Here is a 13475-nt window from a genome sequence, read left to right as displayed (position 1 = left end):
GATGAGCGTAGATTCTTCGCCCGGGACGCCTGTGGAGCCCACACTGGTTGCGGGCCCGCGGCTGCTTGATCGCTGGCTGCTCAACATTGGTGCTGCGCTGGGACTGATCTGCCTGGTGGTGGCCGCTGCGGCGTTCATCTTTGGCGTCAAACCTCTGATCTTCGCCTCCGGGTCAATGGCTCCGGCCATCCCTACAGGCTCCCTGGCGTTGGCGGTGCCGGCGCCATCCTCCGGCATTGCGCCCGGTGAAGTGGTTTCCGTGGTGTCATCCACCGGGTCACGGGTGACTCACAGGGTCGTGTCCGCCGAACCCGGTATTGGGCTGGTGCTCAAGGGCGACGCCAACTCAATTGCCGACCTTCAACCATTCGTCGGAGACAGTGTTGACCGGGTATTTGTCAGCTTTCCTTTCGTGGGGTATCTGGTCAGCTGGTTGGCGTCACCGTGGCTCCTTCTGCTGGGTGGCGGCCTGTGCGCCTACCTGTTGTATGTGGCGTTTGTACGACGGTGTCCGGGCGGAGGCCGTGAATTCGGTGATCCGCCGCGTGGAACCGGCACCGGAGCGGGACGACGGAAATGGCTGGGTGCCGTTGCCGTCATTATCACCCTGGCTGTTGCCATGCCGCTCGGGGCGGCTGTGAAGGTGGAGTCCACAAGGGCGGCCATGGCTGTCACTGCAGACGCGAAGTCATCCATCACCTTAGGCGTGATGCAGCCTCCGACAACTTTGAAGTGTGCTTCATCTGGGACTGGCGACCAGAACATTGACATTTCATGGTCGGCGCCCGTGGACAGCCATCCAACGCCAGTAGCGTACCGGCTGACCGTTGGCGTCAGTGGAAAATACACGACGGCTGACGTCACAGGGACACATCAAACAATGGGGCTTGACAAGGAATCCGGCGGCCTGCTGGGCGGGGTCGTCAGGTTGTTGGACAGCCTTGTTGGCGGGCTGCTGCAGTTGCTGCTGGGCGGCCCCCAGGATGTCAGCGTCACCGTCGCTGCCATTTACCCGGGCGGGTGGGAATCGCCAGTGCTGGCCAACGATAAAATCGCCGCGATCTCCAAGCCACTTTTGGCGCCGATGGTCGTCAAGTGTAAATAGCCGGGAGCTGGGTCCACATCTGATTCCAGGTACTTGTTTCACAGGAAAGGGGATACCCAAATACCAGAGTCCAGCTGATCCGGGCGCAGGATTGGTGTTGAACGGGGAGCCAACCAACGCGGCCATGATTGCAACTACCGACGCGAAGTCGTCCGTAGCTATGGGAGTGATGAAGGCTCCGACGGATTTGACGTGTGCAGCTTCCGGAACAGGTAACCAGAACAGCGATATTTCATGGTCGGCGCCCGCAGGAAGCCAGCGCTTATCGGCAGCCTGATCCGTGGCCACTGGAAAATAGAAAGCGGCCTCCAATGGCCGGACGTGACCTGGCGGGAAGACTCCATCCAGATCCGCGAAGACAACTCACCCCACGTGATGGAATTTCTCAGGAATATCGCCATCGCGATCATGTATCTGGAAGGCGAACCCCATCACGCCAAAGCCACCCGAGCCGCACACAACTACCCGCACCTCGCACTCAAACTCGCTGGCCCAAATATCAACCAACCGACTTTGCAAGTGCCCTGGGAGAGTTGGGGTCCTGCAAAGCCTGTGTGACTTAGATGGTGCAAGCCATCGATCTGCAATCGCAGGTGTTTGGGGCGTATCGCAAGCTAAAACTGTCACATAGGTGGGGCCCTGGCAAAGATCCAGGGCCCCACCTATCTAAGTGTTAGCCTGCCAATTAAGGGGTCCACTCTCCAGTCGCTACTGGCGTTTCGTTAGACCACGAAGCTTCCGGTGTACCGGAGTTGACGAACTCCATACTTGAAGTGGCTGTGATTGTCCCGGCGGTATCTGGGACTAGCTTGAAGGTCAAGTTACCTCCAAAAGAAAAGTTCGACGAAGAGATTACAAAGGAAGTCGCAGGAACCGATGGGTCGGCCGGGGATGACACTGTCCATCCTGGAATGAGCGACCCCGGGACAAGGGAAACAGGCGTATTGAACGTAATCGTTAGGTTCATTGTTCCGGATGCAGTGAACCAGGGCTCTGCGCGGTAAATGATCTGGCCGCTGTACTGCATGTCGGGAGCGCCTGGTATTGAAGACAGCGTTGTCGGCTCCGCGCCGGCAGAGGAATCCCAGAAGTAGTTCGCTTCATCGTTCGGGGCCGGTGTACTGGCGGATGCGGCCGGGGCGGCGATTGCGGCAGCGATGACCGGTGTGCTCCAGGCAGCACCCTTGAGGACGGACCGGCGCTTCGGTGAGCGTTCTTCGTTGTTCATTATTACGGCAATCTCCATCGAGGGTCGAAAGGCGGATGATCAAGAATTGGCCACGTGGCTAATCTGGATAATACCGAGCGATCTTCGAAAGTCCCAATCAGAGCCACAAAGTCAAGTTTGGCCCTTTGAGGCCATTTTGCGGTTCTCTTGACACATTTTCACGCTGGCTATCCCGGAGGTTGCCGCATGGTGGGGCGGGTGCTTTGGTCGTAGGACAACTGTTCCCCGAACTTGGCCGAGGCGGAGGGTAGGCCATCTGGCCAATAGGGGGAATTAACTTAGGGCCTGAATGCTGTGGAAACGACGAAAGGCGCACAACCAGTGGTTGTGCGCCTTTCGTCAGGGCACCTGGGCAGGCCGGGCGCCGTCGTGCTCGAACTAGCTGTGCGAAGCCAGCCATTCCTGCGCCAGCGTGGCCTGCAGGTTCAGGGCGCGGCCGATGACGGGCTCGGCCGCGGAAGCGATCTTGCCGCCCAGGAACGGGACGCTGGACTTGACGTCGCCGGAGAGCTCCACGACCGTTGAGTCGCCGTTGACGACGAGCTTCTGCTCGGCAGTGACGTCAACGGGCGCCTTCGCCACGGTGAGCTTGATGGTGTTGGTGCGTGAGCCGTCGGCGGCCGGGGCACTCCAGGACTCTTCCTGCGTGACCGTCAGGGAGTCGCCGAGGACCTTCTTGGCGATGTCGGGCATGCGGGTGGTGGGCAGCGTGCGCACCGTGGTGGTGGTGAACGCACCTGAGGTGGGTCCGCTAATGGTGAATGACTTCAGCTCGCCCCCCACGGTTTCGCTGACGTGCTTGATGAATTCTTCGTTGGTAAAGACATCGGTCACGCTCTGTGCGGATGCGGCGAGCGTGGTTGAGGCGGCAAGCGCCATTGGTTCCTCCATGGTGTGGATTTTTGGGCAGGTCCTAGGATAGCAAGGCTGGCGGATAGTAAGCTGAACATGTCCCGGACCTTGTAACAAAGGTTCGGGCTTTCGTGCTGTCTTTGGGCAAGCACGAACCGAATTTCGTGGCGCCCGCCGACAGGTGCCCATCATGCACCAGCACCATGCACTGTATATAAAGGTGCACCAAGGAGAAAACACCCATGAACCTTGCAGGTTTGCGGAGCGCACTGAACGAAGACCCCCTGTTTGCCCGAGTCCGCGGATACGCCGCTGCCGACCCGGCCACCCGCAGCACGGATGTGTCTTTCAGTGCCCCTGCGGGCATGCGCGCCGTGCTGCTGGCGGAGATGGCCGACGGGCTTGCCGAGCGGGGTGCCGGCACCCCGGGCGTGGTGCTGGCCGTGACGGCGACCGGCCGCGAGGCCGAGGACACCGTGGACGCGCTGCGCTCCTACCTCCCTGATGCCGCCATTGCCGAATTCCCGAGCTGGGAGACGCTGCCGCATGAGCGGCTGTCTCCGCGATCGGACACCGTGGGCCGCCGGCTCTCTGTGCTGCGCCGCCTGGCGCACCCGGAACTGGATCCGGGTGAGCACCTCCGCGTGGTGGTGGCGCCGATCCGCGCCGTGGTGCAGCCGCTGGTGGCCGGGCTGGGCGAGCTGGTGCCGGTGCGCGTGAAAGTGGGGGAGGAGTTGGAGTTTGGCGAGCTGATCAAGCGGCTCTCCGATGCTGCCTATGCGCGCGTGGACATGGTGACCCGGCGCGGCGAATTTGCCGTCCGCGGTGGCATCATTGACGTCTTTGCCCCCACCGACAACCACCCGGTTCGCGTCGAGTTCTTCGGCGACGAGGTGGACTCAATGCGCTGGTTCAGCATTGCCGACCAGCGAACCCTGACCTCCGTGAAGGGGTCCGTGGAGCACCCGGCGGAGCTGTATGCACCGCCGTGCCGCGAAATCCTGATCACCCCCACGGTCATGGGCAGGGCTGCCAAGCTCAAGGACGCGATGCCGGGTGCCGCCGGCATGCTAGAAAAAATCGCCGGCGGCATTGCCGTGGAAGGCATGGAGTCCCTGGCCCCGGCACTGGTGGACGGCATGGTGCCGCTGTCCTCCCTGCTGCCTGCCGGATCCATCAGTGTTGTGCTTGATCCGGAGAAGGTCAGCGCCCGCGCGCACGACCTGGAATCGACCAACGCCGAATTCCTCGAGGCGGCCTGGTCCACAGCGTCCGACGGCGGCAGTGCCCCGCTGGACCTGGCGCAGGCCGGGCAGGGGGGCGCCGGCGTGGACCTTGCCTCGGCGGGATTTAAGTCGCTGGCAGAAACCCGGGCCACGGCGCTGGAACACCAGGTGGCCTGGTGGACGCTGGGCTCGCTGGTGCAGGATGAGGAACTGGACCCGAGCACCGACGTGTTGAACCTGAACGCCCGCGAACCGCGAGGCTACCGCGGCGATGTGGCGGAGATGATGGAATTCATCGGCGCCCGCGTCAAGGACCAGTGGCGCGTGGTGGTTGCCACCCAGGGGCCCGGCCCGGCCCAGCGCCTGGCCGAACTGTTCCACGAAGCCAACATCCCGGCGTCGCGCGTGGAAACCCTGGACAAGGAACCGCAGCCGGGCATCATCGAGGTGACCACTGCCGACACCGGGCGCGGCTTTGTGCTCGACTCACTGAAACTGGGACTGCTGACCGAGGCCGACCTGCTGGGGCGGGCCTCCGCGGTCTCGACCCGGGACATGCGCAAGATGCCCTCCAAACGCCGGAACGCCGTCGACCCTCTCCAGCTTGAGGCGGGGGACTATGTGGTACACGAACAGCACGGTGTGGGCAAGTTTGTGGAGCTGATCCAGCGCAAGGTGCCGGGCGCCGGCGTGGGCGGGGCGGCCGGGCTGCGTGAATACTTGGTGCTGGAATATGCCCCTGCCAAGCGAGGGGCGCCGGGCGACAGGCTGTTCGTGCCGACCGACCAGCTGGACCAGGTGACGGCGTATGTTGGCGGCGACGCGCCGGCGCTGTCGAAGATGGGCGGCTCGGACTGGGCGGCCACGAAGTCGAAGGCGCGCAAGGCCGTCAAGGAGATTGCCGGGGAGCTGATCCGGCTGTACTCGGCGCGCATGGCCAGCCGCGGGCATGCGTTTGGGCCGGACACGCCCTGGCAGGCCGAGCTGGAGGAGGCATTCCCGTATGTGGAGACGCCCGACCAGCTGGTGGCCATCAACGAGGTCAAGGCCGACATGGAGAAGGAAGTCCCCATGGACCGGCTGATCTCCGGCGACGTGGGGTACGGCAAGACCGAGATCGCGGTCCGGGCAGCGTTCAAGGCGGTCCAGGACGGCAAGCAGGTGGCGGTGCTGGTGCCCACCACGCTGCTGGCGCAGCAGCACTACGAGACGTTCAACGAACGTTTCTCCGGCTTCCCTGTGCGGGTGGCGCCGCTGTCGCGATTCCAGACTGCCAAGGAATCCAAGGAAATCGTGGAGGGCGTGAAGAACGGCTCCGTTGATGTGGTCATTGGCACGCACCGGCTCCTGTCCAAGGACTTCGCGTTCAAGGACCTGGGCCTGGTGATTGTGGATGAAGAGCAGCGCTTTGGTGTGGAGCACAAGGAGGCGCTGAAGAAGATGCGCACCAACGTGGACGTTCTGGCCATGAGCGCCACACCGATTCCGCGAACCCTCGAGATGTCCATGACGGGGATCCGGGAGACGTCCACCCTGGCCACCCCTCCGGAGGAGCGCCACCCCGTGCTGACGTACGTGGGCGCGCACAGCGACAAGCAGGTGGGCGCCGCCATCCGGCGCGAGCTGATGCGCGAAGGCCAGGTCTTTTATGTGCACAACCGGGTCAAATCAATTGACCGGACGGCCGCGCACATCCAGCAGCTGGTCCCCGATGCGCGCGTGGCCGTGGCCCACGGGCAAATGTCCGAGGCCCGGCTGGAACAGATCATCGTGGACTTCTGGGAGAAACGCTTCGACGTGCTGGTGTGCACCACCATCATCGAGACGGGCCTGGACATATCCAATGCCAACACCCTGATTGTGGAGCAGGCCAACAACTACGGGCTCTCGCAGCTGCACCAGCTGCGCGGGCGGGTGGGGCGCGGGCGCGAGCGTGCCTACGCGTACTTCCTTTACCCCGCGGACAAGCCCCTCGGCGAAGTGGCGCTGGAACGGCTCAAGGCCGTGGCGGCGCACAACGAGCTCGGGGCCGGCATGGCGCTGGCCATGAAGGACCTGGAGATCCGTGGCGCCGGAAACCTGCTGGGCGGGGAGCAGTCGGGCCACATCCAGGGCGTGGGCTTCGATTTGTACATCCGTCTGGTGGGCGAGGCCGTGGCTGAGTTCAGGGGTGAAGGCGAAGAGCGGGTGGCCGAGATGAAGATTGAGCTGCCCGTCAACGCCCACCTGCCCCACGACTATGTGCCGGGGGAGCGGCTGCGCCTAGAGGCCTACCGCAAGCTGGCCGCCGCCGTCACGGTTGAGGCCATCGCCGAGGTTGAGGACGAGCTCATCGACAGATATGGCGAGCTGCCGCAGGCGGCCGTGAACCTGCTCGCTGTGGCCAACTTCAAGGTCCTGGCCCGTGCCGCAGGCCTAACGGATGTGGCTATGCAGGGGAACTTCATCAAGTTCGCCCCGGCCGAACTGCCCGAATCCAAGGAGATGCGCCTGACCCGCATGTACCCGGGGTCCATGGTGAAGCCTGCCCTGAACGCGGTGCTGATTCCCAAGCCGAAGACGGCCCGCATTGGTGGCCGGGACCTGGCCGACGCTGAGGTGCTCAAGTGGGCGCAGGGCGTGCTCGAGGCGATCTTCGAGGTCACCCCGGAAACCGTGGCGGCACCCGTCCCAGTGAAGTAGCGCGCTGGGAGGCGGCGGGGCGCTGGGAGGTTCGGCCCCGCCGTCGTGCGCGCAAAAAATGACACCGTCGCCGCTTTCATGGCCCTGGTGCTGTCGGAGTGTCGCAAACCTTCACATAGGGCGTGGTAAACCCGACTTGGACGGGCTCCGACGGGCTATCTGAAACTGTCCGTTAGTCTTATTTGTTGAAGCATTGCATGGGCGACCGTTTAAAGTGGTCTGCCGGCTCGATGTGCCATTAGGGGAGTTCCCACATGGCACACGGACTTGAAAAACCGGTCTTGGGGGACTGAAAACATGACAGATTTTAATGAGGTGCACGGGTGGGCCTCCCTGAGCGGGTACAAAACGTTCAAATTTCACCTCAGTGGGGAAAACCGGAAAGTTGAGGAGAAGATTCTCAAATTCTCCGCTCTGGAGATCATCGACCAACAAGTGCCCGCCAACACGTACGTCAAGGGGCTTCGCTTTAACGCGTTCGCAGTGGCCCATATTCGTGTCAGTCCCATGACAGTGGTGTGGAACCGGAAGCGGTTGTCTTCACAGCGGCGCCATATGTTTGTCCTGGTCAACAAAGGGACTGTCCAGCTCCGAGGGGATGCCACAACGGCCATTGCGCCAGAGGGGGGAGTCGGCGTTGTCTTTTCGGGGTCCAGCTCGGCCGTGATTGAGATAACAAGCGACACTGAGATGGCCTTCTTTTCCTTCGATCAGAACGAGATCAGGCCGCTGGCGTTCTCCTCTGCCGAAGTGGGAAACATCCGCACGGATTCTCCGATCTTCCGGGCCGCATATGCCTACATCTGCGGCGTCGTCGATTCCCCTGATGACCAGGATGTTGGCAGTTCCCAGGTTCTGCGTGAACTCACGCGGGAAGTTGCCCGGGCGCTCGCCTTGGAAGCCTCGTCGGTTGCGCCGGTGATGGACACCGTGGCCCACGCACGGCAAGTCATCGAGCGGCGGTACCGCGCCATTGCCTTTACTCCCGGGGACGTTGCCGACGAAATTGGCCTCTCTCGGCGTTCGCTGGAGCGTGCCTGCGCCGATCAGGACATCAGCCTGGCCGACGAGTTGCGTGCGCGTCGAACCAGTCATGCGCGCCACCTGCTGCCCGAACGACCGCACCTGCCCCTTAGTGAGATTGCGTCCTTGAGTGGATTCAGCTCCGTGGAGGTGATGCGGCGTGCTTTTTGGCGTTTTTACGGCGAATCCCCGTCCACGATCAGGAAGAATCCGGTGGCCACGGCGGAAAGTGACGCACTCCACTCTGCGGATTAATCCAAGCCGCAAAAACGTAAAATGCGACATTTTGCCCACTTGATGCGCCAAGTGCGGCAATTGCTTTTCTTCCTTTCGTGGAACTTCCTATGGTCGAATGCGGGCCTTGACGTAATGCGGGCCTCAACGGCCGAAGCAATGACGTCTTCGAGCCGGTGGATCCATTTTCACTAAAGGAAACTCAATTTCATGGCAGTCAATGCAAATTCAGCCGTCCAAAACTCAGCCGCGGAGCGCAGCTCCAACAGGCGCACGATCATCAAGGGTGCGGCATGGTCCGTGCCCGTCATTGCCGCGGCGGTTGCTGCGCCGGCAGCGTCGGCTTCGCTGATACCTTCGAAATTCGACAACACCATCACCGTGGCCGCCCAAGGTGTACCCGGAACCCGCGGAGACATTTTCTATACCCTCGGCTCTCTCACGCTCAGCGGCGAACCCGGCACAACTTCTGGTGGTGTCTACATCACGGCGACTGCGCCTACGGGCTACACCACAGACCTGGTCGATGGGGGAACTCTCGGTGAATGGACGATTACATTCGTCGGCACGTCCCCTCTCAGTATCGAATTTTTCCATCCCGGGCTGACCCTCACCTCGGCTGCAACAGAAACCCTGAACTTTCCCGGGGCGGTCTTCACTGGCACTGGTGCGAACGGAATCAACTACGCGACGTTAAACGTCTATTCGGACGTTTTTGGGGACTTTGTCGACGGGCGTTCCCCCGGATCGCGCGGTTAACACTCGACGGTGAAGTCTCTGCTCATTCTTGTTCCTTTTGCCGAAATCAGGCAGCAGAACAAGGGTGGTGCCTTTGGCGAAGTAGCGCTTGAGAGCTTGGATCTTGCAGGAATATCAGGTTGCCGGCCTGGCGGGGATTGGATTCCCTGCCGGGCCGTACTGGTGGTCGGCGCGGTATCGTGGGCTGCCGTCGCCGGGTGGGAGTCGGTTTTCACCCTCCAAGTGATGTCGTGAGAGGGCACATGCCAACAATGGGGACCGCCCTCACCCACGTGGGGCGTCGGCCAGTTGCCTGAGAACGATTGAGTTGAGCTGACCGTGGTTCCGGTTTCCCATGGCCAGGTGGTCACCTACGACCTGCTCCTTGCGGACGCCTTGCTTGTTGGTGTGATTCTCACAGCTGAATGGGACCATCTCCGGAGGCATTCTTTCGTCGTAACGGTGGGCCGCCGCGCACTTGTGCGCCAACAGATTAAGGCGAGTTCCGCCGTCGAACATGAGAACCCGCGGAAGCCACCGCTTGAACAGCGCACGAGGCTCGTGGCCCGGGGCCATCTCTCACCATGAGGGCGACGGGTGATTTAAAGGGTGATGTAGGCGAGTACCTGGGTGCTTTTGACCACTGCGGCAGACGCCGGGAGTTTGGATGGATGAGTCACAAGATCCAGCAAGTCCTCCCGGAAGGTATCCACCATCATGGAAAACAAAGTCATTGAAGATTCAGTTCTGAGCAGCCACACTCGCCGCCGAGTTGTCAAAGGTGCCGCATGGTCCCTGCCGGTTATTGCCGTAGCGGTTGCCGCGCCCGCCGCGTCAGCCAGCGATCCGGTTTTTCAGGAAAGGTACATCTTTTCCGGCGGTACCAATACCAATACGGTTGAAGGCGTTATCCAGGAAGTCACGCTGACCGGCGGGAACTTTACGCTTGAGGGCCCGGCTGGGACCACGACAGGTGAGATCACGCTCGTAGCTACCTTCCCGGACGGCTACACGGAATGGACAGCAGTTGCGGAGCTCTACTCGTGGACATGGGTTGAGACCGAGGAAGACGGATTGAAAGTAGTCACGTTCAGCCATCCAGGGATGACCGTTACAACAGCGGGTACACCAGTTTCAGCGTGGTTTGCAGGAATTGTGCTCCTTGGCTCCGGCGCCACCAAGCGGAACAATGCAACCTTTGCCTATTCGTGCACCAACTTCACAGGTGGCGGACTTTTCGCCCCGAACTGATGTTGCCCGGAAGATTGCAGCTGGTCTGTGGGAATCTTTGGTTGAAGGCACTGTCCGAGCCGTTTCTGGTCCGGGCGGTGCCTTCACGGTGTGTCCGGGTCCCTGACGTCATATGAATTGGGGGCAACGGCACTGATGTATCATCCAAGTTGATCGGAATATGCGCAGTTTTGCAGGCTCCGAAGGAAACGACGAATTGGGGCACCGTTTTGCTGTTGAATGTTAGTTTGGCACCACCGGTGGGATTAATTTCGGAGGAGTTCCCGGCTGGTCCTCGCTCATATTTTGTTCCCGTTATTCGAAGTTCAACTGTTCCCCGACCCCATTTGCTTAATGAGCTCTCGGAACTTTGCGGCACCGCACAGCTCATGCTGGTTGAAGGTCCAGCTGGCACCGGCAAGACGACCGCGCTGGCCCAGTGGGCGGACTCCACCGCGCATCAGCCAGAAACATTGGTTTGGGTGACGCTGTACGGTGACAACGCCAGCCGAGGCGCGTTCTGGATTCGTGTCCTGGCGGCATTGCAGGATGCGGAGCTGGCAGCGAGCGACAGTTTCCTTGCCCGCCTGGATTTGTCGACACTGACGGATTCCCTGATTCAAGGGGCGGTCCACCGTTCCCTTATGAGTGTCGGGGTTGCCCTGACCATTGTTCTTGATGACTTTCACCATGTGAGCGACCCCTGCATCGGTGAGGACGTTGTTTCGCTTTTGGAAGCCATTAGGGGGCTCCGGATAGTTGTCTCCTCCCGGACACACAGCACGCTCAACCAGGCATCCGTGGCCCTACGGGTAGAACGGTGCTACAGGAACTCGGCGTCGTTTGCGTTTTCGCTGCACGAAGTTGAGGAACTACTGCAGCGGCACAACGTTGGGGAACTACTGCAGCGGCACGATGACGCCGGTGTTCCAGCCGGGCAGGCTCCTCCACATTCACGCGCAGGGAAGATTTACGAGCTCAGCCAGGGGTGGCCGTTGGCGGCCAGGGCCATGGTCATCGAAGACTCGTTGCCGGATGCCGGTTCTGGATTTCTGGTCCAGGACTTCGCTGTCAGCTACGTAAAGACTCTTCTTCGCACCGCCAATTCAACTGAACGGCAGCTTCTGCTGGGCACGGCAGTGTGCAACCAGTTTTCCGTAGAGCTCGCAAGTAAAACGTCAGGCCTCAATAGCGGTGAAGCAGACGATGCGATTCACCGATTGGAAGCCAAGGGCGTGCTGATCCAGCAGGATTTCAGAACGGGATCACGATTCTCGTTCCACCCTGCACTGGGGGAGGCGCTCGCCAGCATTGCCAGAACGTTGCTCCTGCCCGAGGTGGTTGAGGAGCAAGAGATAATCTACGCCGCATGGATCGAAGCCGAGCGTCCCGAACTCGCCCTGGCTATCCAGTGCAGGCTCAGGAGGCTCGACGAAGCAGCCACGACCTTGGCCCGACATTTCTCGATGCTCGTCAGCGTTCTTCATGAGAGCACCCGCCGTGCCCTCGCGCAGCTGCCACTGAGCACCGTGAATCGGTATCCACTGCTCATTTCCGCACGATTCGTCATTGACTTTGAACGCTCAAGCACACCCAGGATTCAACTGGAAGTTGCCTCCAATGCATTGATAACCGAACTGGAACGGCGCCACGCCATCGGAATCGGTTTTGATTTCCCTGAAGCGGGGAACCTCACCGCCATTCATCGCATGATGGGAAATGGGGAGCAGGCCGCCTTCTTTGCCGGGGTAACTTCCCAAAAGTTGTTTGCATCGACCGTCCATTTGGATCCCATATTTGGCCCCTCGGCCACGATGGCCCATGCGGTCGTGGCCCTGGCACACCTGCTTAATGGGAGTTACCGACTGGCCGAAATGCATTACGAGAAGGTTCATTTTTTGGCCAGTCTGTTGGAGCAATCTTCCGAAGAAGCCCGCGGCATGAGCGGCCAAGCACTTGTTGCAGCCATGGATGGTGAAATTTCCACATCTCGGAAGCGTATTGCCTTGGCATCAAAGGCACACCACGCCGGAGACTGGCGGGAGCACTTCGGTGCAGCAAATTTGGGGCTCGCGAAGGCAATTACGGCGCTCGAAGACTTCGATTACACAGCAGCGGAGGCGGAATTGGAGCTGCTGGCAACAGATATGACCGCGCGCGAAACCTGGGCGATGGTTGCCACTACTGTTGCCCTGGCCACCTTGGTCAGGATCGGTCCACAGGCAGCCTTGGGCACGTTGCGCCAACACATGGCCCTACACAGTGCGCGACCACCGATCGTGAAGGCCCAGGACTTGGCTTTGAAGAAGACGGAGGCGGACTTGGCCATGTGGACGGGCAACTTCGCTGTTGCCGAGCGCATTCTGGAAAGTGCGGACGCCAATAATGTCGGCATAAAGCTGTCCCTGGCCCGGCTGAGGTTGTCGCGGGGTGACTTCTTGGGAGCAGAACTGACGGCGCTTTCCTGTTTGGAATCGCTGCAGGGTTCCAGCCAGGTTTCACTGCGCTGGCGGTCTGAAGCAGCACTGCTGGCGGCCACTGCCGCCTGGCGTGATGCCCGCGTGGAAACTGCTACGGACGCTGTTGCGCTGGTTGGGGCTGAGTTGCAGCGAACCGGGCTGCGCCTACCATTGCTGTGCGTCTCCTTTGAAACCTTGCAGTTGATGTTCGAGGCTACGGACCAACGATTCGGCACAGAATTCAGCGACCTGCTGGAACACGTGCCACGCTTCATTGTCCAAGAGGTAGTCCACGAGGCGTTGACCCCGGCCGAACTAAAGGTACTTGAGGCGCTCGGGCACGGAGGCAGCATCAAAGCGACCGCCGAAGCACTGTATATCTCAGCAAACACTGTCAAAACGCACACCAGACGCATTTACCGCAAGCTGGGCGCAGCCTCGCGCACGGAAGCCTTGACCACTGCTGCGGCGTTAAACCTGCTGGGCAATACCAGCCACCCCCTGAATGGTGCGCCGGCGGGCGGACGGTGAGTCCCGCCGTCGTACATCTTGAATAGCTGAACTGCAGCAGGGAGGCTGCTTGCAGCTCTAGACACCGGCGGATATTATGCCTCGAACCATTTTGGCTACAACTCCCTTGCGAGCCCGGCGATTTACGCCACCCGCCGCACGGGCGGCGGCCGCTCGCTCATGCCTGT

8 protein-coding genes are annotated in these 13475 nt (G+C 61.1%); 7 read left to right on the top strand and 1 reads right to left on the bottom strand.

The window, feature by feature from the left end:
* Position 1: 1 nt before the first annotated feature.
* Positions 2-1105 (top strand): S24/S26 family peptidase, encoded by a 1104-nt coding sequence (locus JOF48_RS01570; RefSeq protein WP_209676671.1) that lies wholly within the window; start codon positions 2-4, stop codon positions 1103-1105.
* A 234-nt stretch (positions 1106-1339) separates the two neighbouring features.
* Positions 1340-1663 (top strand): hypothetical protein, encoded by a 324-nt coding sequence (locus JOF48_RS01565; RefSeq protein WP_209676669.1) that lies wholly within the window; start codon positions 1340-1342, stop codon positions 1661-1663.
* A gap of 1048 nt (positions 1664-2711) precedes the next feature.
* Here JOF48_RS01565 and JOF48_RS01560 read toward each other — a convergent pair.
* Complete coding sequence (locus JOF48_RS01560) at positions 2712-3212, bottom strand: DUF2505 domain-containing protein (protein WP_209684001.1); 501 nt, start codon at positions 3210-3212, stop codon at positions 2712-2714.
* 215 nt (positions 3213-3427) lie between these two features.
* Here JOF48_RS01560 and mfd point away from each other — a divergent pair, with 215 nt between their 5' ends.
* The 5 genes from mfd (at position 3428) to JOF48_RS01535 (ending at position 13308) form a co-directional block, all read left to right on the top strand.
* On the top strand, positions 3428-7093 hold the full coding sequence (gene mfd, locus JOF48_RS01555) for a transcription-repair coupling factor (protein ID WP_209676667.1): 3666 nt from the start codon (positions 3428-3430) through the stop codon (positions 7091-7093).
* A gap of 297 nt (positions 7094-7390) precedes the next feature.
* Positions 7391-8371: a helix-turn-helix domain-containing protein gene (locus JOF48_RS01550; RefSeq protein ID WP_209676665.1), complete on the top strand. Its 981-nt coding sequence runs from the start codon at positions 7391-7393 to the stop codon at positions 8369-8371.
* 189 nt (positions 8372-8560) lie between these two features.
* Positions 8561-9109 carry a hypothetical protein gene (locus JOF48_RS19445; RefSeq protein ID WP_245346359.1) on the top strand — a complete coding sequence of 183 codons (549 nt, stop codon included), beginning with the start codon at positions 8561-8563 and terminating at the stop codon, positions 9107-9109.
* A 696-nt stretch (positions 9110-9805) separates the two neighbouring features.
* Positions 9806-10339: a hypothetical protein gene (locus JOF48_RS01540; protein ID WP_209684812.1), complete on the top strand. Its 534-nt coding sequence runs from the start codon at positions 9806-9808 to the stop codon at positions 10337-10339.
* Between the two features lie 209 nt (positions 10340-10548).
* Positions 10549-13308, top strand: a complete 2760-nt coding sequence (locus tag JOF48_RS01535) for a helix-turn-helix transcriptional regulator (protein ID WP_209676664.1) — start codon at positions 10549-10551, stop codon at positions 13306-13308.
* The last annotated feature ends 167 nt before the right edge of the window (positions 13309-13475 follow it).

This window comes from Arthrobacter stackebrandtii (genome assembly GCF_017876675.1).
GTDB lineage: Bacteria > Actinomycetota > Actinomycetes > Actinomycetales > Micrococcaceae > Specibacter > Specibacter stackebrandtii.
The sequence above is the reverse complement of the archived record's forward strand: the minus strand, read 5'-3'. Positions and strand labels throughout refer to the sequence as shown.

Coding starts and splice junctions, on each gene's coding strand:
- JOF48_RS01570 (WP_209676671.1), top strand. CDS start 2: ATGAGCGTAGATTCTTCGCCCGGGACGCCTGTGGAGCCCACACTGGTT.
- JOF48_RS01565 (WP_209676669.1), top strand. CDS start 1,340: ATGGTCGGCGCCCGCAGGAAGCCAGCGCTTATCGGCAGCCTGATCCGT.
- JOF48_RS01560 (WP_209684001.1), bottom strand. CDS start 3,212: ATGGCGCTTGCCGCCTCAACCACGCTCGCCGCATCCGCACAGAGCGTG.
- mfd (WP_209676667.1), top strand. CDS start 3,428: ATGAACCTTGCAGGTTTGCGGAGCGCACTGAACGAAGACCCCCTGTTT.
- JOF48_RS01550 (WP_209676665.1), top strand. CDS start 7,391: ATGACAGATTTTAATGAGGTGCACGGGTGGGCCTCCCTGAGCGGGTAC.
- JOF48_RS19445 (WP_245346359.1), top strand. CDS start 8,561: ATGGCAGTCAATGCAAATTCAGCCGTCCAAAACTCAGCCGCGGAGCGC.
- JOF48_RS01540 (WP_209684812.1), top strand. CDS start 9,806: ATGGAAAACAAAGTCATTGAAGATTCAGTTCTGAGCAGCCACACTCGC.